The sequence below is a fragment of the Paralcaligenes ginsengisoli genome (genome assembly GCF_054781135.1).
Map to the genome: position 1 here is coordinate 146,890 of NZ_BAAGUZ010000011.1, position 23,855 is coordinate 170,744.

Genomic DNA, 23,855 nt, shown 5'->3' on the forward strand with positions numbered 1-23,855 from the left:
ATACACTTTAGTTTTTGTTGCGTTCTGTCCAGTGGACAATGCGTTTTTCCGCTCCATGCACCAGGGCATGCAATCCAATGCCCATCGCTCCCAGAATGATCAGTGCGGCAAAAACACCGGCCACATCGGTCACGGCCTGGGCCTGTGTAATGACAACACCCATCCCTTGTTGAGCGCCCAGGAATTCGGCCACGATAGTGCCCAGCAAGGCATACACCACAGCCATGTCCAGTCCCGCAAAAATATAGGGCGCGGCATTGGGCAGTTTCACCAACCGGTATGTTTCAAAGGCCGATGCGGACAGGGATTTCATCAGGTCGATCCGCTCCGGTTCTGTTGAACGCAAACCGGTAAAGCTGTTGATCAGGATAGGGAAGAAAGCCAGCAGCGCGGCAATGGCGATTTTCGAACCGTCGCCGAACCCAAGCCAAATCACCACAAGCGGCGCAATGGCTACTTTCGGCAAGCTCTGCAGGGCAAAGGCGTATGGCATCACCAGTTTTTCAACGGTGCGGCTTTCAGCCATCAACGAACCCAGAACCAAGCCCGCCGCCGTTCCGAAAAAGAACCCTATGGCCGCGTTCGAAAAGGTACTCCACAAGGGTACGTAGAAGCCCACCGGGTTGGTAACCGACACAGCCAGGCCCGACCACAAGGCATAGGCGACCGACTCGGGAGAAGGGAGAATATATTTGGGAACATGCAAAAAACGCACACTCAGATCCCAAATAATTATTATCACGATCAGGCCAATAGTCGTTATGAGCGGACCGTTTATGCCTTTCTGTTTACGACGTTTCTGCACACCGACAGCCGTATTTTTGCTTGAAGCTGGAGCCATATCGCGGCCTTGAGTCATGGACAGAACCGGAGACGCTGAATGGGCGCCGGATTGAGATAGAGCCGTATTCATTCGATACCTCCTTCGGCATTCAGGAGCCCGCGAATTTCGCGCGATAATTCCGCATAGCTCGGGTAGTTGAGGATGGTGTCGAAGGCCCTTGGGCGGTCGATATCGACTTTCAAATCTTGCAGTATGGTGCCTGGCCGCGACGACATCACAATGACCCGATCGCCAAGAAACACTGCCTCTGAAATGCTGTGGGTAATCAGGATGACCGTTTTATTGCTTGCCCGCCAAATACGCTGGAGCTCGAGGTTCATGCGCTCGCGTGTCAATGCATCCAGGGCACCGAAAGGCTCGTCCATCAACAATATCCGGGGATTGCGCACAAGAGCCCGGCAAATACCCGCGCGCTGCTGCATCCCGCCCGACAACTCATAGGGATATTTATTGCCGAAATCGGCCAGGCCTGTCATTTCCAATAGCTCATCGACGTCGGTATAGCCCTCGCTGCCCCGCTTCCCAACCCGCGTAGGCAGCAGCACATTCTGCCGCACCGTGAACCAGGGCAGCAGATTGGCCGCCTGGAACACAACGCCGACATCATGCGACGAGCCCTTGATTTGTTTTCCGTCCAGGGCGAGAACCCCCTCCTCGCAATCCTCAAGCCCCGCCAGCATGCGCAGCAATGTACTTTTCCCGCAACCCGAAGGACCGACAATCGTGACGAATTCGCCGCTGGCAATATTCAGGGAAATGTTGTTCAAGGCTTTTACATCGCCCGACTGCGTATAGTATGTTTTGCTTAAATTCCTGATCTCGATAATCGGGTCAGCCGCGGATCGATCCGCTGTTGCGCTTTGCTGGGGCGCCTCCATTAGAACAGCCATTTATGTCTCCAATCTTATCAATCGGCATACTCGGACTTTCCATCAGCCAGCCCGATCAGCCATACCAGAGCTGAAAATCACGCGGCATTTTTCTTTAACAGCCCCGCGTTCAACAGTGCGGCATCGATGGCCTTCATTTCGGCCACAGACGGAGAATGGGTAGGCGGTCTGACCGTGTCGCTGCGTATGATCCCGGCTCGCGCCATGGCCGATTTCATGCGGCCATGCGCCTCGCCGGTAGGTTCTCCCGCACCGTACACGGCATCTTTCAAGGGATCGATCAGCGCCTGCACTTTCATCGCTTCAGTAAGATCGCCTTTTTTCACCGCCTGCAATAACTCATAGATAAGGCCTGGCACCAACGACGCAAAGCCGACCAGAGCACCGTCTATACCCTGAACCATCGAAGCCAGAAGATATTCGTCATGGCATGTCAAAAGTGCCTTGGAAGCATCGGCTTCCCTGATTGCCTTCAAATCGCGGGCATACTTATTCATTTCGCGCGTTCCAATCTTGAACGCGTGAACATACGGAAGCTTTGCCAATTCCGCCAACAACGCGCTGGGGAAGGAGGCGCGAGTCCAGGCCGGGTAGATATGGGCAACCAGCGGAAGCCCGCTGGCCTCGCCGATCGCCGTGAAATAGTCGATGCAATGTTCGGGTTTGAAGCCGAAGCGCAACCAGTGATGAGGCGGCATGACATCCAGGGCCTGCGCGCCTGCCTCTTTCGCCATCGCCACATGTTCCTTGGCCTCGCTGATTCCTTCGCAGACGATAGAAGAAACGACGGGACATATATCTTTGACCGCATCGGCCGTAATCCGGGTTACTTGCGCCCGTTCGCGGGCAGTCAAGGAAAACACCTCGCCCGTGTGGCCATTGGTCATCAGCGCCGTGACGCCTTTTTGCTGGGCGAGCCAGCGCGCAAAACGACGCAGCTCGGGCTCGTCAATGCTGAAATCGTCGTTGAATGGAACCGCAATGGCCGGAATAATTCCGTGAAAATTTACGTTTGACACGATGTCTCCTTTTTAAATCCTGATTCGGCCGGCTTTGTCTTGCGCTTATGCGTGACTCGACAAGGTAAAACCGCCATTGGTTTGCAATGCTTTCGATAATTTTTTCGCCGCATCCGTCACCGGGCCGATTGCGTCGCTCTTGAATTGGCTCAGGGTCGTGTTAAAGGCAGGTGTCGCCACGCTCAATGCGGCCAGGGGCACGCCATCGATATCCAGAATCGGCGCCGCCACGACATACAGGCCAGACACGGTTTCCTGATTGGACACGGCATAGCCCTGCTTCCTGACTTCTTCGAGGCGCCGTATCAATTCGCCCAGGTCAACCAATGTGGTTGTCGTAAGCTGTTTTCTTGGCGCCCCTTCAAGGACTTGAATTTGAAATTCCCTTGGGCACCACGCCAGAATGGCATGACCTATCGCCGAGGAATAAACGGGAACCCGGCTACCTATCCGTATATCGACACCCAGCCGGGTAAGCCCCGCCTGGACGCGCTCCGCATAAAGCACCTCGGAGCCCTCAAGCACGCCTATGGAGGCAACCTCGCGCACCTCGCCAACCAGGCTCCTCAGGATCGGACGGGCATTGGTGCGCAAGTCGGAATGCGCAATAGCATTGAAACCCAGGTCCAACACCTTGAATGACAAGCGGAACAAGCGGGTATCGGCAACCTTTTCTACATAACCCAGATTGACCAGCGTATTTAAAAAACGGAATGCCGTGGCGTTATCGATACCTGCCCGCCTGGCTACCTCGGCCATGGTCAGATCAGGTTGAGCGGCGGTGAAGGCCTCAAGAATCTTGAAGCCTTTGGCGAGCGACATAACCGTATTCTTCGACGAGGAACGATCGTCGTCAGCCTTAAGCGCCCCGGGTTTGGTCGATTTCACAGCGGTTTCCTTTTATTCGGATTACGAATTTTTATTTTATTACTGAAGAAACCAAGAGGCGGATCGTTATTTTCATCTCCATGAACTCCTAAATATTCGTATTGCGAACTTTTATTTTTAAAATATTTATAGAATCCTAAGGAAAGTCTCGGTTTACGGCAAATTAAATTACATTTACTTTCATTTGTGCCCGGCCCAAACAAAAATGGGGCCGAAGCCCCATACCGCAGAACAACCCGGATCCGATGCTATACCGTCGGCATCACGAACTCGTTGCCTTTGTCGATATTTTCGGGCCAGCGCTGCATGACCGACTTCTGCTTGGTATAAAAGCGGACGCCCTCTTCGCCAAAGGCATGCGTGTCGCCAAACAGACTGCGCTTCCAGCCGCCAAAACCGTGCCATGACATGGGAACCGGAATAGGCACGTTGATGCCCACCATGCCAACCTGAATACGGCGCGCAAACTCGCGGGCAATATGACCGTCGCTGGTAAAGCATGAAACCCCGTTGCCGAATTCATGTTTATTGATGAGATCGACCGCTTCGCCAAAATCGTGCACGTGCACGCACGCCAGGACAGGCCCGAAGATCTCTTCTTTATAAATCGTCATGTCGGGCGTTACGTCATCGAACAATGTGCCGCCCACATAGAAACCGTTTTCGTGACCGTTTACTTTATGGCCCCGGCCATCGACCACCAGCCTGGCGCCTTGCTTCACGCCGGCTTCGATATAGCCCTCGATGCGCTCCTTGGCTTGCCGGGTAACCACCGGGCCCATTTCAGCGTCGAGGTTCATGCCGTCTTTTATCTTCAATGTTTTGGCGCGCTCTTCGAGCAAAGGCATGATTTTCTTTCCCACATCGCCCACCATAACCGCAACGGAAATCGCCATGCAGCGTTCACCGGCCGACCCGTAAGCCGCACCAACAAGAGCATCTACCGTACGCGGGATATCGGCATCGGGCATGACGACCATATGGTTCTTGGCACCGCCCAGTGCCTGCACGCGCTTGCCGAAATGCGCGCCGCGTTCATGAATGTAATGGGCGATCGGCGTCGAACCCACGAAGCTGATTGCCGCAACATCGGGATGTTCCAGCAAGGCATCCACCGCGGCCTTATCGCCCTGCACGACGTTAAAGACACCATCGGGCAGACCGGCTTCTTTCAGCAGCCTGGCCATATAAAGGGAAGCGCTTGGATCGCGCTCGCTGGGCTTCAGAACAAAAGTGTTGCCCGCTGCAATGGCAACCGGAAACATCCAGCAAGGCACCATGCATGGAAAATTGAAAGGCGTAATGCCGGCGACCACGCCCAAAGGCTGGCGCATGGTCCAGTTATCGATGCCGTTGGAGACTTGTTCGGTGTAGTCTCCTTTCAACAACTGCGGAATGCCGCAGGCAAACTCGATAATGTCGATGCCTCGAGCCACTTCGCCCTGCGCATCGGTGAATACCTTGCCGTGCTCGGCCGTAATCATGGCGGCCAACGCATCGGTGTGCTCATTCATCAAGTTGAGGAATTTATTCATGATGCGCGCGCGGCGGACCGGAGGCGTATTCGCCCAGCCCTGTGACGCGGCCTTGGCGGCTGCCACCGCGGCGGCGACATCGTCTGTCGAGGACAACACAAGCTGGCGGGCCACCGCGCCTGTGGACGGGTTGAATACGTCCTGCTTGCGCTGGCTGGTGCCGGCAACGGCAGCGCCATTTATAAAATTCACGACATCATTTCGATCGGTATAGGCTTGGGGAGTGCTCACAGGTTTTCCATGGATGTAGGGGTAGTGATGAGCCAAGTATAGGCAGATCATTACACCCAAACAAGGCCAGATTACTGGATTCATTGTTTAAAATAATAGACAATACATATATGAAAGAACATAAAAACGAACTGATGTGGTCGCACATTTACTGGCTGACCATGCTGTCAACCACCGGCAGCTATACCGCCACGGCAAAACGCCTCGGCGTCAGCAAAGCTGCGGTCAGCCTGCGCATTGCGGAACTGGAGCAATTTGCCGGCGTTGCGCTGGTACGCCGCACCACGCGCAGCGTGCGGCTCACCGAACCCGGCGAAGCGCTGGTGAAGAACACACGGCACAGTTTCGACGCCATCGAACAAGGCTTCGCCAGCATCAAAGACCTGGCCGACGTGCCTAGCGGTGTCGTGCGTATTACCGCGCCTGTAGCATTGGGAAGGCAGAAAATCATTCCCCTGATCAATGCATTCCTGCAAGATTACCCGGACATACGCCTGGAAATCGAACTGTCCGATCACCTGAGCTCGCTGACGCAAGAAGGTTTCGACTTAGCCATACGCCACACCACCAATGTGCCTGAAACCCACGTGGCATGGCTATTGCGGCCTTCAAGAACCCTGTTGGTGGCAACCCCGGCTTACCTGAAAAAACAAGGTACACCCAAAAAACCGGAAGACCTGAGCAGCCATAACTGCCTGTATTATCTACGTGCGGCGACATCGCCAACATGGCTTTTCGAGTCGGGCCAACGCAAAAAAGAGCGACGCAGCGTGGCAATACGCGGCAATTTTTGCGCCAACAACAGCGAAGCACTGCGTGAAATCGTATTGGCCGGCCAGGGCATCGCACTGCTGCCCGACTTCAGCGCGCTGCAAGACCTGGCCGCGCGGCGCCTGACTCATTTATTGCCCGACTGGAAGCCAGTAGGCGTATTTGGCGATGCCATTTACGCCATACGCCCCTACAGCGCCTATGTGCCGCGAGCAGTACGCGTGTTTGTCGACTATTTGAAAACAGCATTTGCCAAGATGTAGCAACAGGCCACAACCATCATGCACCACCTTGTCAAGGTTCCTCAAAGCAATATATGGTGTGGCTCTTGGCCACATCAATGGCTTAAAGGCCGTCATCCTCATTGTCGTATTCAATATCCGCGAACATTTCCCGCAATGATCGAGGGCGGTCTTCGGTGGGGACATGCGTGTCGAGAACAAGCTGGTCCTGCGAGAACGGCTTCGCTTCACTGCCGTGTTGCGGTGAAAGATAAAATGCACTCATACGGCGCTGATTGATCTGCCGGTATAGCATGAGCTGCTTCATGGCGGCCTCCTGTTGATGACCTGCCGACCACCGTAACACATCCCGGCCCAGAGAGCACACCCACGCACGGGCATCTCACTATGCATAAACTTTTCTTCAAGAGGCTTCACCCATGTCCTACCAACAGCACTTCGACGCGGCGGCACCCAAGGCGCCAAGCGCACAGCCGCATGACGCACCAAAATCCCCGGTAGCCCATGGATTCCAGAATCTGCAACTGAAGTCGGAATTGGGCTTCATGGACGTCATCGGGCATCTGATCATATGGATTGTTTTGACCCTTGTAACGTTCGGCATCGCCCTGTTCGTTTTTCCCTACTATATGCAGAAGTTCATCATCGGAAAAACATACGCCTACGACGGAGCCGGGAAAAAAATCGGCCGCCTGGTCTGCACTATCGACCTGACCAGCATCATAGGCAACATCCTGCTCTGGATCCTGATCAGTATCGTTACCCTGGGCATAGGCTATTTCGTTTTTTTATACAAAATCAACGCACACTGCATGACGCACACCAAAATCGTGGCGGTGAACTCCTTGTAAACCATGTACCGGAAAAGAATTTGCCTGCCGGCATGCCCAAGGCTATCAAATAGCTTGATACTTTTTCCAGACAGCATTACAAACACATGCACATAATTCGTAATAAAGTACCAACGTTACGGCCCTTGCCATAAAAAGAAACGAAAAAATGAAAACTATCGCTCAATTGCTGCTTGCCCTGGCGACCCTGGCCATGACCGTCCCTGCAATAGGGCAACTCCGGCTTCCAAACTACTCCGATAACCATGGCGGCTACGGGCAGCCGCCAATGGATAGCAATCCCGGCCCGATCCGCCTGCCCAACTATGACTCTCTGCAAGACAGGCACGACCGCACGCCTACCGACAAGCCCAACGGCCAGCGCGACAAATACGGCAATTCGCCAACGTACCAACATGGCCAATCCGGCGACTCGTACGGCGAATCGCCTGCGGCAGGAGCCCATTCAAATACTGGCAATCCGTCGATACAAAATAAGCCTTAGGGCAAATTACTTGGTTTCATAGTGAAAGAGGATGAAATGGGAACGTGGAATATTTGGCATTTTGTTGTTTTTATCGCCGTCGCCGGCCTGGGTGTCCTGAACGCCAGATCGGCCGATAAAAAGAATCCTGGCCAAAGAGCGGCCATTGCCGGCTATGGCGGATGGTTGATCGTATTGTCTGTTTTTTTGATCTTTTGGGGCGCGCAAGAGCTCGGCGAATTCTATCGTGTCAAAGGTCAAATAGAGACGCTTGTCCCCTCCGCGCTGGGCAATCCCAAATATCACGAATACATGCGCTACGCCATGAGCATGGCCTGGTTTGAAACATTATTGCTGCTCGCCTGTGTATTCCTGCTCGTCAGGCGCGAAACTGCAAGCACCATAAAGGCAGTTATTGCCGCGCTGTGGATTGCGGGCCCTGTATCCGCCAGTGCGGAGCTGGCCATGGCGAATTCGTATTTTGGCGAGTATTTGCTGGAACAAGACTACTCATCGTTGGCCGCCACCACCCTCTTCGCAGCCACCTGGACTTGCTATTTGCTGGTATCCAGACGGGTCAAGAATACCTACGGCGAAACAACCCGGCCACAAGAGGGTGCGCTCTGAAATGAGAAGCCAATTTTTCTTTCTGCATTAACGTCAATAAAGAAGCGTCGATCAGCGCGGGCCATGTCTCGTACGCTTGTTTGACGCAATTGGCCACCGCCGTTGCGGCGGGCTTTTCCGCAATCCCCAGTGCGTCGCAAAATTTGCGCAACACGGCTGGCGACATGGCCAGCTTGCGTGGGGGGGTGGCGGCCTGATCCTTTTTTGGCAGCTGAGCGGCGTAGTCTGCCGGCAGTATACGCAGGCCATGCCCCTGAAGCGGGGTGTACACGATGTGCGCCACTATGTCGTAGGCCGGGGGTAATTCAGGGGTTTTCCCGTCCGGGTACCATAGCCCCACGTTTTTCAGATGCATATCCGGATTGCCCAGCATCTCGTTGACCACTATGCGGCGCAACAGCTCGTGCACCGCCGCCTCGCCCAGACTCGGATAGGCGAGAAACGTGGCGCCGATATCCAGATAGGAGTAATCGAGCGAATACTTGTCCTCCGGCATGACCCCCAGTATTTGGGCGAAGTCCTCGCAATGCGTTCGCGCACCCGGCTGGCGGTCATAACGCACGACTGCCAGAAAATTCGTTTTTTTGTCGGGCTCGCCCAGATCGTAATGATGTTGAGCGGCCAGCCGGCCCAGCGGTTCCAGGTACGCGTCGCACACACGAACACCGGCTGCCGCGGCCAATCGCAGGGAGAGGTCTTCAACCTCGGGCAGCAAAGGATAAGCCACCACCGGCAGTTTGGCGATAATGTGAGTGTCCTGGTCTTTGGTGCGCCCCACATACCGGTCGCCGTCCTTGATGACCCCCAGCTTGGGCTGCACCCCGGAAAGCGATACACCTTCTTCCAGAGGGTCGGCCGTCACGGTCATCTCCAGCGCATCGGCGTCTTGCGTGACATAGTGCCCCAGTTCCTCGCGGCTCATTTGCGTAGGCAAGGCGTAGACATTGCCGGGCAAATCCTTGCCGCAGGCCGCCAGCAGTTCGAAGTGATCATCTTTTTCACAATGACGAAGTTTCGCAATCTGGTCGCGAAACACGCCTTCGGGCAGCAGATTCTGAAAAAATGCCGGCAAAAGCCAGGAGCGCCCATCTTTCGAGAGCTGTCCGTTGAATCGCGCGCTGCGATAATCGCGCCAAAGGAGCGGCTGTTCCTGGGGGGTTGCCGCCAGATACGCTAATGACACCAGCGGCGGTTCGCGAGTCTCGATAAACACCGGATCTGCCACAAACCTATTGACCACTGGAGCCCCTTCCTGCGCATACTGAAAAAGCACGCCTACCCGCAGGGCGCCAATACGGATTTCCAAGGCTTTGACATTCACGACCCATTCTCCTGGTGGCCCGCACCGGCGCGAAGCTTTTCAAGAGCAGCCTGAACACCGGTCTTCACAAGCGGCGAGGCATCGGGCGGGGTGAGTTGAAGGCCCGCGGCGGCGCCCTTGGGCACCAGCACCACATCGAGGCCAAGCCGGTCGGCAACGGCAAGCAGCGTCGTCACCTTGTAATCAACGGCGCCGCTCAGTACATTAGTCAGCGTCTGACGCGAGATGCCTGCATCGAGACGCAAAGACTCTTGCGTGCCGCCATAGCGCGACAACTGTTGGCGAAGCCAGATGGAAAGCTGAAGAAGCGTGGTCATGTCTGATAAAATAGGATAATTATTAAATATCCTACATTAGCAGGCGCTTAAAATCAATAGGAAATACTATTAAAGTAGGATATTTAGCAAATTACCTATTTTAATAGGCAAATATTGATTAAAGAATTAGCTTTGCGACGGGGCGCTTAAAAGTCCGCGCGCGCGCAAACGTTGCGCCAGGCGCGGATAGACCCGCAATGCATTCCCACCCAGGACCTTGGAGCGATGTTCCGGTGCCAGCCAAGTCACCGCATCGATATACCGTTTGGTATCGTCATAGTGATATCCCGTGCGCGGGTCTATACCCTTAACTGCACCAATGATCTCGGAGGCAAACAGCACATTGTCGGCCGGCACCACATCAAGCAGCAGCTCGATGCCGGGCCGATGATACACGCAGGTGTCAAAGAACACATTACTCATCATCTCTTCCAGGAGCGGTCGATTGAGTTGCTGCGCCAGGCCACGATAGCGCCCCCAGTGATAGGGTACCGCGCCGCCGCCATGAGGGATTATGAATCGCAATGTCGGAAAATCCTTGAAAATATCCGACAGTAGAAACTGCATGAATGCCGTGGTATCGCCGTTCAGATAGTGTGCTCCCGTGTGATGGAAATTGGGATTGCATGAGCAGCTTACGTGAATCATTGCGGGTACGTCGAGTTCCACCAGCTTCTCGAACAGCGGATACCAATGTCGTTGAGTCAGGGGCGGATCAGTCCAATACCCATCGGTTGGATCGGGATTCAGGTTGCAGCCAACAAAACCCAGCTCCTCCACGCAACGTACCAGTTCCTCAATGCAGTTTGCCGGGCCGACGCCCGGCGATTGAGGCAATTGGCATACCCCCACGAGCTGGTCGGGATACAGTTCCACCGCCCGGTGAATCAGGTCATTGCAGGCGCGCGTCCAGTGCTGGCTGGTCGCCGCGTCCCCGACATGGTGTGCCATGGCGCCGGCAATAGGAGAGAACAGCGTGACATCCACGCCGCGCTCGCGCTGAATGCGCAACTGGTTTTTTTCCAGGGATTCTCGGATTTCATCGTCGCTGATCGTAAAATCGGGCGCAAGTACTTGGCCCACATCAAATGCGGCAGTCTGGCGGGCCCGGTAGTCTTTCAGCGCCGCAGGGGCGGTAGTGTAGTGGCCGTGGCAATCTATGATCATGTTTATCTATGTCCTGAAACGGGTGGCTGGATGCCATGTAGTTTGTACGCAGTCGCGCATTTTCAGAGCGCCTGACGCGCTTGCTCCACCAGAGCCCTACTCCTCAAAATAGCACCCGAGTTTCATGAGCTGGGCACGATAGCCATCGGCATTGTTATCCCCTTGCCCGATGGCGGCGAAAGTTCGACTCTCGTGTTCGAACTTGGCGGCTGACTTGGCGTAGACATCCGCCACATTCGCCTGTGGGATGCAGATCAGCCCGTCGTCGTCGCCCACCATCAGATCTCCAGGGACGACCACCATTCCACCGATCGAAACCGGGGTGTTGATTTCACCCGGCCCATTCTTGTAGGGGCCTTGATGGGTAATGCCGCAAGCATACACAGGGAAACTCTGGCGGCGAATCCAGCCGAAGTCACGTACTGCGCCATTGATGACAATGCCTGCAAACTTCTTGGCGATGCAGTATGCAAGCATCCGCTCTCCAATGATCGCGTTGCTCAGGTCGCCGCCCGCATCCACGACAATCACATCACCTGCCACAGCCAGGTTCAACGCCATGTGTGTCATCAGGTTGTCGCCGGGGCAGCTCTTTACCGTCAATGCCGGCCCGCACAGCACTCCACCGGCATGGAGCGGGCGCAGCGCAGCACCACCGGAATTCAAGCGTGACATCGAATCGCTAATATTAGCCACAGGAATCGCGGAAAATTTGTCTGCCCACTCGCTACCAACAGCGCTACGACGCTTAAGAACCTGAAAACCTGCCTGCATGAGAATTCCTTAATAAAGGACTGGGGTTCCTGAGAGCCCCGGAGAATGAATGCCGCTAATTGACCGTCAGGTTGAACTGGCGTGCGACATCGGCGTAACTCTTTAATTCCTGATCAAAAAATGGCCGGAATTCAGAGCTCGGCATAGGCGCGGATTCAATGCCCATCTTGTACAGGGCGGCAATCACATCTGGCTGCTTCATGACGAGTTGAACCTCGTCTGAAAGCCGTTTAACGATAGCCGCGGGCGTCTTCGCGGGAGCAAACACACCCCACCAGCCCGTGCTCTCCAGATCGGGAACACCCGCCTCCTTCATGGTCGGAACGTCGGGAAGTTGATTGAAGCGCGTCAAACCAGTAACAGCCAAGGCGCGCAGCTTCCCGCTGCGGATAAGCGGCAACACCTCGCTCGCGGTTTGAATCATGAAAGTAAGCCGGCCCGCGATCAGGTCAGGCATGGCGGCAGCACCTCCCTTGTAAAGAATCTGAATGGGCTGGGTGTTCGTATTCTTCGGGAAAATCAAGTTCGTCGGAGAACCGGCGCCCACAGCGCCATACGAGGCTTTGTTCGGATTCGCTTTCATATATGCCACGAGTTCCGCCACCGTCTTGATCGGCAAGACAGCAGGAACTACGAGCACAAAAGGCGCTTTGCCCAAACGCGCCACTGGGATGAGATCCTTGGCCGCGTCATAGGGCAAGTTTGTCGTCGTAGCCCGGTTGAACGCAAGAAACGTGGCGCCGATCAGCAAGGTGTAGCCATCCGCAGAGGCCTTGGCAACCATATTGGCGCCGATATTCGCACTTGCACCGGGGCGATTATCCACGACAATAGACTGATCAAGTCGAGTGCCCAGTCCTTTGGCCACGACTCGCGTTATATTGTCCACTCCGCCGCCCGCGGCATAGGGAACAATCATACGCAGGGGTTTGTCCGGATATTTGGCAGCCGCGGTACCAATAAGGGCCCCCCAAAGCCCAACGGCGGCAAGCGCCAGTCGTACAAAACGTCGATTCATATTGTCTCCTTGATAATTAAACCTTGATGCCAGGCTCTTTAAAGCAAGCAATCCTTCCGACCCTTGCTCTGAAAACGAAGCTTAGGGCCGAGGCCAAGGCATTACAATATCGTTCCGTCTGATGGACCGATAGGTATCTGGAAATGAGTGCAAACCCTGAATCAACCCTGGTTACTGCCGCAACACGCGCTCTGGCCATCCTCGATATTTTCACGATGGAAGAACCTCATCTCGGGCTAAGCGAAATTGCACGGCGGGTCAGGCTTGCGAAATCAACAACGCTACGGCTGCTCAAAACCCTGGAGTCCAGCGGCTATGCCGTCCAGAACGACAACGCACAGTGGCGGCTGGGTCCAGCCACGGCATCGCTTGGCGCCCGCTATCAAATAGCATTCGACATTCGAGAAAACATCGAGCCTGCGCTGCGCAGGCTTTCCGACTCAATTGGAGAGGACACTTCCTTCTTCGTGCGAGACGGCGGCCGGCGCATTCGATTGGTCAAGGTTCAGTATCCGGACGCTCAACATAATCGTGCGACAGTGGGTGAATCAATGCCGCTGGATCGGGGCGCGGCGGGAAAAGTGATACTCGCCGCGGCGGGACAGCAGGGAAAGCTTTATGACGAGATCCGGGCTCGTGGCTATCACGTCACCGTCGGCGAGGCGAAAGTGACCTCCGCAAGTATTGGAGTACCCGTTTTTGGGAGTCGGTGGCGGATAATCGGGGCACTATGCATAGGCGCGCCGGCGGAAGCCGGCGTCGAGACCAAGCTTGCCGGCTTTGCGCCACAGCTTAAGCGTGCAGCCCAAGCACTGTCGGCCGCGCTGAGCTATGAAAGTGATGGGGCGGCACAGCGGCTTATCAAGGCACGGGCAACCTGGCATCCGTAGGCCAAGCCGGCAGACGGCGAACTATGAATTGGTTTTAAGATGCTTTCAACGAACTTATACCTAGCCCGCTTAATTTTTTCTCTACGTTCATTCTGTCATTACTTGTAAGCTTTTCCACCGCTCGCTTAAGCGCCTTTTTGTCCGCAAGCAATAATTTTGCGCCTCGCGCCAGGGCTATTTGATAGAAAAAGACAACATCAATACCCTTGCTTTCAATTCCTACGTAATGGCGGGCCAGCCGTTTAGCAGCGCTGGCAACCTTTTTGGATCGTACCGAGTCCGGGGCTGGGCTCAATCGCGCCCGAAGTTCATCTCTTTTTTCATCAGCCAATATCACTGTTCGGCCGCGCCAATGCGTGAATCCGCTACTCGCCCATTTATTTTTGGAAAACCGGATGCGCTTGACGCGCCCATCCGGATATTTGGCTTCATAAAAGCCCACATGGCAAGGTTTCTCTTGCGCCTCGAACCATCCTGTCTTTTTCATGCGAGCTCCTCGGAAAGCAGAAGCGCTAGTTTACTCGAGGCAATGTGCGGCCGTCTAAACGTTCTTCGATTAACTCAATTATGCTTATAGCCAATTGCAACCATAATCAAACCGACACCCGCTCCGGCGGGTCTTTCTTTGCTTAGGCATGCTCCAGCGGTCGAATCTTGGCCAGCACATCGGCCAGCGCGTCCTTGGCGATCTCTGTGTCATGCGCCGCGCCGACACGCCAATCTCTTTGGCCAGTTGGTACTGACTGATGCCCATCGGAGTCAAAAACTCTTCTTGCAACAGCTCCCCGGGGTCACTGAAGCAATTTCACGAACCATCATCAACTCCCTCAGTAATATTCCACGATCTGCACGTCGTGCGCATGCCCTCATCCGTAAATGGCATGGCATCTTTTCGCGAGCACTTAGCCGCGACGCCGGGCGAGTTTTTCGGCAGCCCCTGAACTGATCGAGCCGATAAACGCTCACCCAATTGCCACATTACTCGAGTCGTATGTTCGCAGCCTTGATCGCACTGCCAAACTTCTCATATTCATCATCGATAAACTTCTTGAACTCGTTCGCGCTGCCTCCTATCGGTGTCATCCCCAGAGTGTGCAGCCTCTGCCTGACCCCCGGATCATCCAGCGCCTTCTGGAAATCATGATTCAGCCGCTGCTGTAGTTCCGGCTTTAAACCGGCGGGCGCCAGAATTCCTAGCCATCCGAGCACATTGAAACCGGGCAGGCCGGCTTCGCTGACTGTTGGAACATCCGGAGCCGCAGGTGTCCGCTTCGACGTCGATGCGGCCAAAAATCGCAGTTGCCCAGATTTGACAAAGCCGATCGCGGCTGGAGTGGTATCGAACATAACTTGAAGGCGCCCGGCGAGCAGATCGGTATAAGCCGGGGCCGCACCTTTGTATGGAATATGGGTAATATCAACCCCGGCGCGATGCTTGAAAATTTCCATGGTCAATTGTGCCAGCGAGCCGTTGCCTCCTGAGCCGTAGCTGAGCTTGCCGGGATTTTTCTTTGCATCATCAATCACATCCTGCATGGTTTTGTATTTCGACTTGGCGGCAACCAGCATCATCTGCGGTACACCCGCTACGGCGATGATAGGCGTGAAGTCCTTGCGTGAATCGTAGTGGGCGCTTTTCAACAGCTGCGGCGAGATCACGGTCGGGCCTGTGGAGCCCATCAATAAGGTATAGCCATCGGCTGCGGCATGCGCTGCGGCTATGCTGCCGATTGAGCCGCCCACGCCGCCCTTGTTCTCGACCAGCACAGGCTTGCCCCACAGTTTGCCCAGCCATTCGCCAAGCACGCGGGCAAGAATATCGCCGGATTGCCCCGGCGCGAAAGGCACGATGATGGTGACGGACCGCGACGGATAGCTCGGCTCCGGGTTCCCCGCAAGCGCCAGAGCAGGGAAGGCAAAAAAGAATACGGCTGATTTCAGCAAAGTACGGCGGACAGTCATGATATGTCTCCTGGCTACTATATAGCGCTATGTTTTATCTATTTTCTTTTGAATTGCTGGCTACTTCTTCCATCAGGATTGGAATGGCCAGATTACAAGAATGGACGCCCAGCAAAGTGGTTAACTGGATCACTTCCAGCACTTCCTCCGGCGTAGCGCCAAGTTTCAATGCATTGCGCATATGTCGGCGTACACCCGGGGCATACAGGTGAGTGGTTGCCGCATTGATGGCAACCAGGATCAACTCTTTGAACTTGGCTGGCAGCGGACCGTTGCGAATCGGCACGCTGCGCAGGGCCAGATAGGCCTCCATGAATTCCGGATCAAGCGCGCGTAACTGGTCCCATAGCGGATTCCAATCGCCGCGCGCCATATGGTCATCGGATAGCGGGGTTGAATCAGAGGTTCTTTGCGTTTTCATGTGGGCTTCCTTTTTTCAGCATGGATTATTTCAATAGCACCGGCCAGCTTGGATGGAGTTTGGAACAAGGTGGGCTCAGTGGTCTTCTGGCTTGATTGCCGCCGCCTTGATGACGCTTTCCCAACGGCTATAGTCGCGCTTGAGGTAGGAAGCGAATTCGGCCGGTGTATCTCCCACGATCACAGCGCCCAGATTTTCCAGCTGCGCCTTCACATCTGGTTTGGCCAGCGCCTTCACCATGGCCTCGTTCAGACGATTGATAATGGCCGGAGGAGTGTGGGCCGGAGCGAGCATGCCGACCCATGGCGCGGTTTCCTCAAAACCAGGAAAGCCCGCTTCCGACATCGTCGGCACATCGGGGAACTGAGGAAGCCTTTTTGGGGTACCGACCGCCAGGATCTTGATACGCTTGGCGGCAACATTGCTGGGAATGCCGAGCATCGGGTAGAAGATGAAATCCACCCGTCCAGCCATTACTTCCAATAATGCGGGCCCATTGCCTTTGAACGGCACATGCATCATTTTGACTTTGGCCCGCGTGGCAAGCAATTCGCCCGCAAGATGCCCGGGGCCGCCTATGCCTGAAGAGCCAAAACTGACTGTCCCCGGTTTCGTGCGCGCTTGCTCGAGCAGCTCCGGTAGAGTCTTGATCGGCGAACTATACGCATTGATTATCACCATAGGCAGCGTGGCGGCATTGGAAATTGGAGCAAAATCAGTCTTCGGGTCGAACCCTGCTTTCTTGCCCATGATGAGTGGATCGACATTCAGCCCGGGAGCTGAAAAAAGCAGTGTGTAGCCGTCTGGAGCGGCATTTTTTACCTCCCGGATCGCAATCATGCCCGTTGCGCCCACCTTGTTTTCAACATAAATGTTTTGTTTCAAGGTTACTGACATATCCTTGGCCAGGACTCGGGCTATGACGTCTGTCGGACCGCCCGCCGCAAATCCGACAAGGAGGCGAATTGGCCTGACGGGATAGGCGCTTTCGGCGTGTGCTGGAACAAAAGCACCGCCAATTATGGCTGCGGTGGCGATGGAACAGAATAACGATTTCTTCATGCCTTATCTCCTTTTTTATAGCCACCAAGCCCGTCTCGAGCGCAGACCTTTACTAGTAGTGGCTTGCATTCCAATCCAGCCGTGGCACATGGATTGACCATAGGGTGCGCACCTTGTACTGTTCTATCTTCTACGCTCTGTAGAACGGGCGATCCCCCTGAATGGTCACGCGATAACCATGGCGACGGTTCGGGTAGTAGTCCCACATGGCGTTGTGCATGGCGCAGCGGTTATCCCAGAATGCGACCGAATTCGGTCTCCAGCGGAAACGGCACTGGAATACCGGGTTTTCGCAATGGCGGAACAGCATCTGCAGCAAGGCGTCACTTTCCGCATTGTTCAACTCAACGATGCGTGTGGTGAAAGTTCGGTTCACGAACAAGGCCTTGCGTCCCGTCACGGGATGTGTGCGAACGATGGGATGCTCGGCGTGCGGATGCGTTTTACCCGCCCGGTTTTCGAAATTCTTGCCATAAGTTGCGCCATCGTGCGAGGCCGTAAGTCCGCCAAGGAAATCCTTCATACGCTCGGACAGCGCATCGTAGGCGGCATACATACTGGAGAACAGTGTGTCGCCTCCGCTAGGCGGTACCTGGGTAAGACGCAAGATGCTTCCCATCGGCGGCTCGGCTTCGCAGGAAACGTCGGAATGCCATTCCTCGCCCGCGATGCGCTTGGAGTTCTCATCGGCATAGATGGCAAGCACCTCGGGGTGCCCTTCTATGCCATATGCATAGGGAATATGGGTCAGTTCGCCTAGGCGTGGCCGGCCCTCTTCTTCCTCATGCAAAATGGGTGCGCCCGGGTGGATATGCAGTTCGCCGAATCTACGGCCGAATGCCTTTTGCTGTTCCGGAGCCATCACCTGGTCCCGGAAAAAAATGACCAGATTGTCCATTAGCGCATTATGGATGGCCTGGAAGGTTGGGTCATCGAGCGGCTTGGATAGATCGACACCAGAGATTTCGGCACCGATATAGGTGGTGATCTTGTCGACGCCGACGCGGTCGGCCACGTTGCTATTGCTCATCAAAACACCTCGTTTTCTACGTGAGTTGGGTGGGCCCGAAAGTTGGGCCAATCAAAAGGCGACATGGCTGGCGCCTTTCAGTTCCAGCATGTCGCGTGCCTCTTCGGGCGTAGCGATAGACAGGCCAAGTTCTTCCAGGATGCGCCTGATTTTGGAGACCTGTTCGGCATTGCTTTGTGCCAGCGTGCCAGGTCCGAGCCACAAGCTATCCTCCAGACCGACCCGCACATTGCCCCCCATGACAGCTGACTGCGCGGCGACGAACATCTGGTTGCGTCCGGCCCCCAGCACCGACCAGACCAGCTCATCGCCAAACAGACGGTCCGCAGTGCGCTTCATGTGCAGCACATCTTCCGGATGCGGACCGATGCCGCCGCGTATGCCGAACACCGATTGGATGAACAGCGGCCCGTTGATCAGTCCGCGGTCGAGAAAATGCGCGACCGTATAAAGATGGCTGATGTCGTAGCATTCAAACTCGAAACGAGTTCCGTTGCCGCTGCATGACTGGAGCACATAGGCGATATCTCTGAAGGTATTTTTGAAGACGCGATCATCGCTATCGGCCAGATATGGGCGTTCCCAATCATGCTTGAAGGTCTTGTAGCGATCGAGAACCTCATACAGGCCGAAATTCATCGAGCCCATGTTCAGCGATGCCACTTCGGGTTTCAACTGCAAAGCGGGCTGCAGTCTTTCCTCAACAGTCATTGTCGGCGCGCCGCCGGTGGTGATGTTGACCACTGCGTCGCACGACTCGCGTATGATTGGCAGGAAGCGCATAAACATTTCCGGCTCCTGGACCGGATGCCCGTCGATGGGATCACGCGCATGCAAATGGATGATAGCGGCGCCGGCGGCAGCGGCCCCAACGGATGCCGCTGCGATTTCCTCCGGGGTCACTGGTAGATGGGGCGACATCGAAGGTGTATTGATCGAACCGGTGACGGCGCAACTGATGATGACTTTGCGTCTTTTAGCCATGAAATGTCCTGTATAGGTTGCCGGCAGAAGAGATTGTCGTGAGGGAAATTGACGATAGTTGGAGATTCGATGCCTCAGTCAGCCCGCGACACAAGCGCGTTCGAGCAGCGTCGAGTCGCCAGTTGACAGGTCGCTGCCCATCAGGTCGTGCGGGGAGGTCGCGGCAAGCCACGCGATCACACCGGCCGACAACTCCGGCGGCGCCAGCTTTTCCCGCGGCACGCGGCTGATTTCGTTGATACCCACGTTGCGGATGCGCACTTGCATTTCGGTATCGACCAGCCCCGGTTGTAGGCTGTAGACCGAAAGGCCCTGTTTGCCATATTCATTGAGCAACGAGCGGCTCAGCATATAAAGCCCGGCTTTCGCACTGCAGTAGGCTGACCATCCGTCGCGGGGTGCGTGCGCCGCGCCGGTCGAAATATTCACGATGGTGCCCTGACGTCGGAGCAATTCGGGCAGTGCGGCGTGAATGACGTTATACGGGCCGACAAGATTGACCGAAATGGCCTGTTCCCATTCGGCGGGGTCGGTCTGCGCCAGTGGCGCCTGAGGTTCGACCTGGCCTGCGTTGTTGATGACTATGTCGAGCCTACCCCAGGCCTCAAGCGTGCTGGCGATGCAGCGCTTGACTGAGGCATGGTCGGCTACATCGCAGGTTTCGACCCGGCATGCAATGCCGAATTTTCCGACGGCGTCGGCGGTGCCATGAGCCGCTTCGGGTTTTCGCACAGCGAGCACAGATGCTATACCGCGCCGAGCCAATGCCACGGCCGTGGCGGCGCCGATTCCGCGCGCGGCTCCGGTTACCAGGGCGACCCGGCCTTCGGGCTTAATGTTAGCCATGCAAATCCTCAGAAAACAAGTTGGTGACGAGAATCGAATCAGCGGCATCGGATAGGTCATGCCATATGGCCTGGGCAGCTGCGGCGCCATCGCGGCGCCGCAGTGCGCGCAGCACGTCGGTATGGTGGTGGTCGGCGATATCGATGCTGCGCTCGCCAGGTTTGAATATCTGGTTGAGATATGGGCCGATCTGCATCCACAGGCTCTCGATGAAAGGCAGCATGACCAGGCTTTTGGCCGATTCATAGAGACGGAAGTGGAAACGGCGATTAGCGGAGAGGTATAGCTCTTTTTCGCCAGAAGCTGCCGCGCGGCACATGTCTTCGTGATCGCGAGCCATGGCTTCGATGATGTCGGGGCCGATAAGCAACGCGGCTCGCTCGGTGATCATGGTTTCGAGACTGAGCCTAATCTGCAAAATCTCTTGAAAGCGTTCGCGCGACATCAGCGGCAGGATGACGGAACGATTCGGCAGCAGTGTCAGGGCACGCTCGGCGACGAGCCGTTTCAAAGCGTCTCGCACCGGCATTACGCTGGTGCCGAATACTTGAGCGAGGCCACGAATAGTGAAGGTCTGGCCGGGCTTAAAGCGACCTTCCATCAGCGCCTCGCGCATGTTCTCGTATGCGGCATCTTCGAGATTGCCTTCGCGGTCGAGCGCAGGAGACTCAGGAGCATGTTCTGTGTTGTTGCCCTCGGTAATGCTCAGTCTGCCAAGTACTGGACTGCGATCAAATACGGGATTGGAGTCGGGCTTCAAAGGAATTCCATTTATTTTGTTATAACAATACTAACAGAACTAAAAGACCAAAAACAAGGCCTTTTAATGCATTTTTATTTCAAAAATATATTAATTTAAAAATTAAATTCTAATTTAAGGGTATTTAGGAAGATTTTAGATAATTAAAAATTAAATTGGTATCACAATAATTGTGAAAAACCCAAAAAATTATTTCATTATCCAGAAAATATCGTAAATAATGTCATGTAAAAACGATTTTTATTGTTATAACAAAATTCAGATCACATCCATCACACAGACAGGCTATTAGCGGCTGTTATATGAAGATACCGCCAAAAGTACCGTCTAAATGCCAGCACCGACTACCCATTCAAACAGACGATCACAGACAATAAAAAACCCGCCATGCCAATAAGCATGCGGGTTTCGTATAGGGTTGCAGATGTCTGTACATCGATATCTGGCGTCTCCAGCAGGAATCGAACCTGCAATCTTCCCTTCATACCACTACGATTTTCATCGCCCGTCTGGTTTGTGGTCTGGACTCTATCTTAACCATGGCCTTGGCCGCAGGTTGCGCCTGTCGAGTCTCTACACGTTCCTGCATGGCAGGCTTCGCTCGGTATTGCCTCGTTTGCACAGGGGGTTCACCGACGTTAAGCGCATTCACGCTGGCCCTTTCGCTGCCAGGTGCCCAAAATTTCAGGAGGGGAAAGTTATATCCATTTAACTATGGAGACGTATGCAAAGCGGAAGTATAGCAAGAAGCGCATGCTGTCTTGGGCTGGTGCCAAACAGACCATCAAAAACAAGCCCCGCGGCAAGAAACCAGCGGGGCTTGTCGGCAGCCTGAAAACCGGACCTCGAAATCGGCGCCAAAACGCCGGATCTTGCAAGGCCCGCAGGCAGCACAGGTGTTACTTCATGCTGATATGGCCTTTGGTGACCACACCTTTGGCCCAATCGTATTGCTCTTTGATTTCCTTGGCGAACTCGGCGGGAGTATTGCCCGAGGGTTTTGCACCCTGCTTTTCAAGAGCATCGATGACTTTGGGGTCTTTCAGGGCAACGACCGCGGCATCATGCAATTTATTGATGATTTCCACCGGAGTTCCCTTGGGAGCCAGCAAGCCGTACCAGGCTGGCTGATTCAACTGGGGGTAGCCCAATTCGGCCAATGTCGGCACATCTTTGAGCGCAGTAAGGCGCTCAGGCCACGCCACGGCCAGGGCACGCAAATGGCCTGCCTGGATTTGCGGCATGGAAGAAGGCATGTTGTCGAACAGGATTTCGATCTGGCCGCCGACGGCATCGGTTACAGCCGGGCCCGAACCTTTGTATGGAACGTGAACGATGTCAGTACCGGTAGCCATCTTGAAGGCCTCGCCGAACAGGTGCAGAACACCGCATGTACCCGAGCTGCCGAAGGAATATTTGCCTGGGTTCTTCTTCAGGACGGCAACAAAGTCCTTGAAGTTTTGTGCCGGGAATTTCGGATTGACTTCGATCACGTTCGGCACATTGGCAAAATTGGTGACGGGCAGGAAGTCGGTAAGCGGATTGTAGGTAAGGTCCTTGGGACGGCAGGCAGGGTTGACCGCCATGGTCGACACGGTGGCGATCGACAGCGTGTATCCGTCGGGTTTGGCACGCGCGGCTTCGGTCGCGCCAATTGCGCCGCCCGCGCCGCCCTTGTTTTCTACCACCATGGGTTGGCCCAGCACCTGGCTCATGCGTTGCGACACGATTCGTGCGACGATGTCGGTTGAGCCGCCGGGAGCAAAGGGCACGATGACTCGTATGGAGTGTTCGGGGAAACCAGCGGCATGGACGGATGGGGCGGCAAATGCCGAGGCGCATCCGGCTACGATAGCCAAAGCCGCGAATTTCGAGGAATACAAAGTCATTAAACGCTCTCCTAAAGGTAGATATTTATAATTCTGCCGAGCAGTTAAAATTCTTGCCTTGCGCCCGGCAGCAAAGGCAGCAGGATACCATCATTGATGCATATTGATACGCCGCAATTACCCTAAGAACCCATCAGATACGCCACTTTCAATGTCCGTTATCCCGCTTGTACTGCCCGATTTCCTGCTTATTGCGCTGGGCTGGACCCTGCTTCACAAGCTGAATTTCTCGCGTGAATTCTTCCAGAATGCCGAAAAGCTTGTTTACTTCGTACTTTTCCCAGCTTTGCTATTCCATTCCATCACACAGACGCCCCTCAGCCTGGGCAGCGCCTCTCTGCTATTCCAGGCCACGATAAGCGTGATGGCCTTTGGCGTAGCCATGGCCTGGCTTGCTGTTCCGCTGCTGCGCCCCGATCCCGTCGCGCACGCGTCGGCCACGCAGTGCGCCTTTCGTTTCAACACCTTCATAGGGCTTTCGCTGGCGGGCGGCCTGGGCGGCGCAGCAGGCCAGACCACTATGGCGGTCATCGTCGGGATTGCCGTGCCGTTCAGCAATATGGCTGCGGTCCATGCCCTGGCACGGCAAAATGGCGGCAAGGTATTCAAGGAAATTCTTCGCAACCCATTCATCATTGCCACCGTCCTGGGGCTGCTGGCCAATATGCTGGGCGTACCCATTCCCAAGCCGATAGACGTCACCCTGGGCAGACTGGGCGCATGCGCGATTGCGGTCGGGCTCATGTGTGTCGGCGCTACGCTTTCGCTGTCCAGCGGCCGGGGCCAGGAGAAACTGATCGGCTGGATGGTCGCCGTACGCCTGCTGCTGACGCCGATAGCGGCCATTTTTATTGGCTGGGTGCTGCATATGCCTCCCGCGGAACGACAAATACTGTTGTTATTTGGTGCTCTTCCAACAGCCTCTTCGGCGCACGTTTTGGCAGCCAGGATGGGCGGAAACGGGCGACTGGTCGCCGGAATCATGTCGCTGGGAACCCTCCTGTCGGCCTTGACCATTCCCTTTTGGCTGATGATCGGCTCTCTTTGAAACAG

General features: G+C 55.2%; 26 protein-coding genes. 6 read left to right on the forward strand and 20 right to left on the reverse strand.

Translation table 11 applies throughout. From position 1 onward, the window contains the following. Positions 1 to 7: 7 nt before the first annotated feature. From ACYVIS_RS08015 to ACYVIS_RS08035, 5 genes are all read right to left on the reverse strand, one after another. Complete coding sequence (locus tag ACYVIS_RS08015) at positions 8 to 913, reverse strand: ABC transporter permease (RefSeq protein ID WP_460873706.1); 906 nt, start codon at positions 911 to 913, stop codon at positions 8 to 10. Further along, complete coding sequence (locus ACYVIS_RS08020; protein ID WP_232744088.1) at positions 910 to 1,734, reverse strand: ABC transporter ATP-binding protein; 825 nt, start codon at positions 1,732 to 1,734, stop codon at positions 910 to 912. Before ACYVIS_RS08020 ends, ACYVIS_RS08015 begins: the two co-directional genes overlap by 4 nt. A 77-nt stretch (positions 1,735 to 1,811) precedes the next feature. Then, on the reverse strand, positions 1,812 to 2,753 hold the full coding sequence (locus ACYVIS_RS08025) for a dihydrodipicolinate synthase family protein (protein ID WP_370635970.1): 942 nt from the start codon (positions 2,751 to 2,753) through the stop codon (positions 1,812 to 1,814). A gap of 45 nt (positions 2,754 to 2,798) precedes the next feature. After that, a complete protein-coding gene (locus tag ACYVIS_RS08030; RefSeq protein ID WP_460873707.1) occupies positions 2,799 to 3,641 on the reverse strand; it encodes an IclR family transcriptional regulator in 843 nt (280 codons plus the stop codon). Between the two features lie 248 nt (positions 3,642 to 3,889). Continuing rightward, on the reverse strand, positions 3,890 to 5,407 hold the full coding sequence (locus ACYVIS_RS08035) for a CoA-acylating methylmalonate-semialdehyde dehydrogenase (protein ID WP_460873708.1): 1,518 nt from the start codon (positions 5,405 to 5,407) through the stop codon (positions 3,890 to 3,892). A 110-nt stretch (positions 5,408 to 5,517) separates the two neighbouring features. Between ACYVIS_RS08035 and ACYVIS_RS08040 the strand changes: the two genes are divergently transcribed. Beyond that, the gene (locus ACYVIS_RS08040; protein ID WP_460873710.1) at positions 5,518 to 6,441 is read left to right on the forward strand and encodes a LysR family transcriptional regulator; all 924 of its coding nucleotides are present in this window, start codon (positions 5,518 to 5,520) and stop codon (positions 6,439 to 6,441) included. An 82-nt stretch (positions 6,442 to 6,523) separates the two neighbouring features. Here ACYVIS_RS08040 and ACYVIS_RS08045 read toward each other — a convergent pair whose 3' ends face one another. After that, positions 6,524 to 6,727, reverse strand: coding sequence for a hypothetical protein (locus ACYVIS_RS08045; protein WP_460873711.1), 204 nt, complete (start codon positions 6,725 to 6,727; stop codon positions 6,524 to 6,526). 112 nt (positions 6,728 to 6,839) lie between these two features. Between ACYVIS_RS08045 and ACYVIS_RS08050 the strand changes: the two genes are divergently transcribed. From ACYVIS_RS08050 to ACYVIS_RS08060, 3 genes are all read left to right on the forward strand, one after another. Continuing rightward, positions 6,840 to 7,271, forward strand: a complete 432-nt coding sequence (locus ACYVIS_RS08050; protein WP_460873712.1) for a DUF6693 family protein — start codon at positions 6,840 to 6,842, stop codon at positions 7,269 to 7,271. A gap of 148 nt (positions 7,272 to 7,419) precedes the next feature. Then, positions 7,420 to 7,755, forward strand: a complete 336-nt coding sequence (locus tag ACYVIS_RS08055; protein ID WP_460873714.1) for a hypothetical protein — start codon at positions 7,420 to 7,422, stop codon at positions 7,753 to 7,755. A 36-nt stretch (positions 7,756 to 7,791) separates the two neighbouring features. Next, on the forward strand, positions 7,792 to 8,361 hold the full coding sequence (locus ACYVIS_RS08060) for a DUF2569 family protein (RefSeq protein WP_460873715.1): 570 nt from the start codon (positions 7,792 to 7,794) through the stop codon (positions 8,359 to 8,361). On the opposite strand, the gene ACYVIS_RS08065 is transcribed toward ACYVIS_RS08060, so the two are convergent. The 5 genes from ACYVIS_RS08065 to ACYVIS_RS08085 form a co-directional block, all read right to left on the reverse strand. Continuing rightward, on the reverse strand, positions 8,312 to 9,682 hold the full coding sequence (locus ACYVIS_RS08065) for a type II toxin-antitoxin system HipA family toxin (RefSeq protein WP_232744096.1): 1,371 nt from the start codon (positions 9,680 to 9,682) through the stop codon (positions 8,312 to 8,314). The genes ACYVIS_RS08060 and ACYVIS_RS08065 overlap by 50 nt on opposite strands. Further along, positions 9,679 to 9,999 (reverse strand): helix-turn-helix domain-containing protein, encoded by a 321-nt coding sequence (locus ACYVIS_RS08070; protein ID WP_232744097.1) that lies wholly within the window; start codon positions 9,997 to 9,999, stop codon positions 9,679 to 9,681. Before ACYVIS_RS08070 ends, ACYVIS_RS08065 begins: the two co-directional genes overlap by 4 nt. A 126-nt stretch (positions 10,000 to 10,125) precedes the next feature. Next, positions 10,126 to 11,166 carry an amidohydrolase family protein gene (locus ACYVIS_RS08075; RefSeq protein ID WP_232744098.1) on the reverse strand — a complete coding sequence of 347 codons (1,041 nt, stop codon included), beginning with the start codon at positions 11,164 to 11,166 and terminating at the stop codon, positions 10,126 to 10,128. A gap of 96 nt (positions 11,167 to 11,262) precedes the next feature. Further along, entirely contained in the window at positions 11,263 to 11,940 is a 678-nt protein-coding gene (locus ACYVIS_RS08080) for an RraA family protein (RefSeq protein ID WP_460873716.1), read from the reverse strand. A 55-nt stretch (positions 11,941 to 11,995) separates the two neighbouring features. Beyond that, positions 11,996 to 12,958, reverse strand: coding sequence for a Bug family tripartite tricarboxylate transporter substrate binding protein (locus ACYVIS_RS08085; protein WP_460873717.1), 963 nt, complete (start codon positions 12,956 to 12,958; stop codon positions 11,996 to 11,998). A gap of 143 nt (positions 12,959 to 13,101) precedes the next feature. Here ACYVIS_RS08085 and ACYVIS_RS08090 point away from each other — a divergent pair, with 143 nt between their 5' ends. Continuing rightward, on the forward strand, positions 13,102 to 13,848 hold the full coding sequence (locus tag ACYVIS_RS08090) for an IclR family transcriptional regulator (protein ID WP_460873718.1): 747 nt from the start codon (positions 13,102 to 13,104) through the stop codon (positions 13,846 to 13,848). Positions 13,849 to 13,882: 34 nt separating this feature from the next. Here the strand turns inward: ACYVIS_RS08090 and ACYVIS_RS08095 are convergent, their stop codons facing one another. The 9 genes from ACYVIS_RS08095 to ACYVIS_RS08135 form a co-directional block, all read right to left on the reverse strand. Beyond that, entirely contained in the window at positions 13,883 to 14,335 is a 453-nt protein-coding gene (locus tag ACYVIS_RS08095) for a hypothetical protein (RefSeq protein WP_460873719.1), read from the reverse strand. 491 nt (positions 14,336 to 14,826) lie between these two features. Then, positions 14,827 to 15,810: a Bug family tripartite tricarboxylate transporter substrate binding protein gene (locus ACYVIS_RS08100; protein WP_460873720.1), complete on the reverse strand. Its 984-nt coding sequence runs from the start codon at positions 15,808 to 15,810 to the stop codon at positions 14,827 to 14,829. 34 nt (positions 15,811 to 15,844) lie between these two features. Then, complete coding sequence (locus ACYVIS_RS08105) at positions 15,845 to 16,231, reverse strand: carboxymuconolactone decarboxylase family protein (RefSeq protein WP_232744104.1); 387 nt, start codon at positions 16,229 to 16,231, stop codon at positions 15,845 to 15,847. A 75-nt stretch (positions 16,232 to 16,306) separates the two neighbouring features. Further along, positions 16,307 to 17,293 (reverse strand): Bug family tripartite tricarboxylate transporter substrate binding protein, encoded by a 987-nt coding sequence (locus ACYVIS_RS08110; RefSeq protein WP_232744105.1) that lies wholly within the window; start codon positions 17,291 to 17,293, stop codon positions 16,307 to 16,309. A 130-nt stretch (positions 17,294 to 17,423) separates the two neighbouring features. Beyond that, positions 17,424 to 18,323 carry a TauD/TfdA dioxygenase family protein gene (locus ACYVIS_RS08115; protein ID WP_460873721.1) on the reverse strand — a complete coding sequence of 300 codons (900 nt, stop codon included), beginning with the start codon at positions 18,321 to 18,323 and terminating at the stop codon, positions 17,424 to 17,426. A 51-nt stretch (positions 18,324 to 18,374) separates the two neighbouring features. Then, positions 18,375 to 19,307, reverse strand: a complete 933-nt coding sequence (locus ACYVIS_RS08120) for a beta-keto acid cleavage family enzyme (protein WP_460873722.1) — start codon at positions 19,305 to 19,307, stop codon at positions 18,375 to 18,377. Between the two features lie 78 nt (positions 19,308 to 19,385). Beyond that, positions 19,386 to 20,153, reverse strand: a complete 768-nt coding sequence (locus tag ACYVIS_RS08125; RefSeq protein ID WP_460873723.1) for an SDR family NAD(P)-dependent oxidoreductase — start codon at positions 20,151 to 20,153, stop codon at positions 19,386 to 19,388. Then, on the reverse strand, positions 20,146 to 20,913 hold the full coding sequence (locus ACYVIS_RS08130; RefSeq protein ID WP_232744109.1) for a GntR family transcriptional regulator: 768 nt from the start codon (positions 20,911 to 20,913) through the stop codon (positions 20,146 to 20,148). Before ACYVIS_RS08130 ends, ACYVIS_RS08125 begins: the two co-directional genes overlap by 8 nt. A gap of 899 nt (positions 20,914 to 21,812) precedes the next feature. Continuing rightward, positions 21,813 to 22,802 (reverse strand): tripartite tricarboxylate transporter substrate binding protein BugE, encoded by a 990-nt coding sequence (locus tag ACYVIS_RS08135; RefSeq protein ID WP_232744115.1) that lies wholly within the window; start codon positions 22,800 to 22,802, stop codon positions 21,813 to 21,815. Between the two features lie 151 nt (positions 22,803 to 22,953). On the opposite strand from ACYVIS_RS08135, the gene ACYVIS_RS08140 reads away from it, so the two are divergent. Then, positions 22,954 to 23,850 (forward strand): AEC family transporter, encoded by an 897-nt coding sequence (locus ACYVIS_RS08140; RefSeq protein ID WP_232744116.1) that lies wholly within the window; start codon positions 22,954 to 22,956, stop codon positions 23,848 to 23,850. Positions 23,851 to 23,855: the final 5 nt, after the last annotated feature.

Coding starts and splice junctions, on each gene's coding strand:
- ACYVIS_RS08015 (WP_460873706.1), bottom strand. CDS start 913: ATGAATACGGCTCTATCTCAATCCGGCGCCCATTCAGCGTCTCCGGTT.
- ACYVIS_RS08020 (WP_232744088.1), bottom strand. CDS start 1,734: ATGGCTGTTCTAATGGAGGCGCCCCAGCAAAGCGCAACAGCGGATCGA.
- ACYVIS_RS08040 (WP_460873710.1), top strand. CDS start 5,518: ATGAAAGAACATAAAAACGAACTGATGTGGTCGCACATTTACTGGCTG.
- ACYVIS_RS08045 (WP_460873711.1), bottom strand. CDS start 6,727: ATGAAGCAGCTCATGCTATACCGGCAGATCAATCAGCGCCGTATGAGT.
- ACYVIS_RS08050 (WP_460873712.1), top strand. CDS start 6,840: ATGTCCTACCAACAGCACTTCGACGCGGCGGCACCCAAGGCGCCAAGC.
- ACYVIS_RS08055 (WP_460873714.1), top strand. CDS start 7,420: ATGAAAACTATCGCTCAATTGCTGCTTGCCCTGGCGACCCTGGCCATG.
- ACYVIS_RS08060 (WP_460873715.1), top strand. CDS start 7,792: ATGGGAACGTGGAATATTTGGCATTTTGTTGTTTTTATCGCCGTCGCC.
- ACYVIS_RS08070 (WP_232744097.1), bottom strand. CDS start 9,999: ATGACCACGCTTCTTCAGCTTTCCATCTGGCTTCGCCAACAGTTGTCG.
- ACYVIS_RS08075 (WP_232744098.1), bottom strand. CDS start 11,166: ATGATCATAGATTGCCACGGCCACTACACTACCGCCCCTGCGGCGCTG.
- ACYVIS_RS08080 (WP_460873716.1), bottom strand. CDS start 11,940: ATGCAGGCAGGTTTTCAGGTTCTTAAGCGTCGTAGCGCTGTTGGTAGC.
- ACYVIS_RS08085 (WP_460873717.1), bottom strand. CDS start 12,958: ATGAATCGACGTTTTGTACGACTGGCGCTTGCCGCCGTTGGGCTTTGG.
- ACYVIS_RS08090 (WP_460873718.1), top strand. CDS start 13,102: ATGAGTGCAAACCCTGAATCAACCCTGGTTACTGCCGCAACACGCGCT.
- ACYVIS_RS08095 (WP_460873719.1), bottom strand. CDS start 14,335: ATGAAAAAGACAGGATGGTTCGAGGCGCAAGAGAAACCTTGCCATGTG.
- ACYVIS_RS08100 (WP_460873720.1), bottom strand. CDS start 15,810: ATGACTGTCCGCCGTACTTTGCTGAAATCAGCCGTATTCTTTTTTGCC.
- ACYVIS_RS08105 (WP_232744104.1), bottom strand. CDS start 16,231: ATGAAAACGCAAAGAACCTCTGATTCAACCCCGCTATCCGATGACCAT.
- ACYVIS_RS08110 (WP_232744105.1), bottom strand. CDS start 17,293: ATGAAGAAATCGTTATTCTGTTCCATCGCCACCGCAGCCATAATTGGC.
- ACYVIS_RS08115 (WP_460873721.1), bottom strand. CDS start 18,323: ATGAGCAATAGCAACGTGGCCGACCGCGTCGGCGTCGACAAGATCACC.
- ACYVIS_RS08120 (WP_460873722.1), bottom strand. CDS start 19,307: ATGGCTAAAAGACGCAAAGTCATCATCAGTTGCGCCGTCACCGGTTCG.
- ACYVIS_RS08125 (WP_460873723.1), bottom strand. CDS start 20,153: ATGGCTAACATTAAGCCCGAAGGCCGGGTCGCCCTGGTAACCGGAGCC.
- ACYVIS_RS08135 (WP_232744115.1), bottom strand. CDS start 22,802: ATGACTTTGTATTCCTCGAAATTCGCGGCTTTGGCTATCGTAGCCGGA.
- ACYVIS_RS08140 (WP_232744116.1), top strand. CDS start 22,954: ATGTCCGTTATCCCGCTTGTACTGCCCGATTTCCTGCTTATTGCGCTG.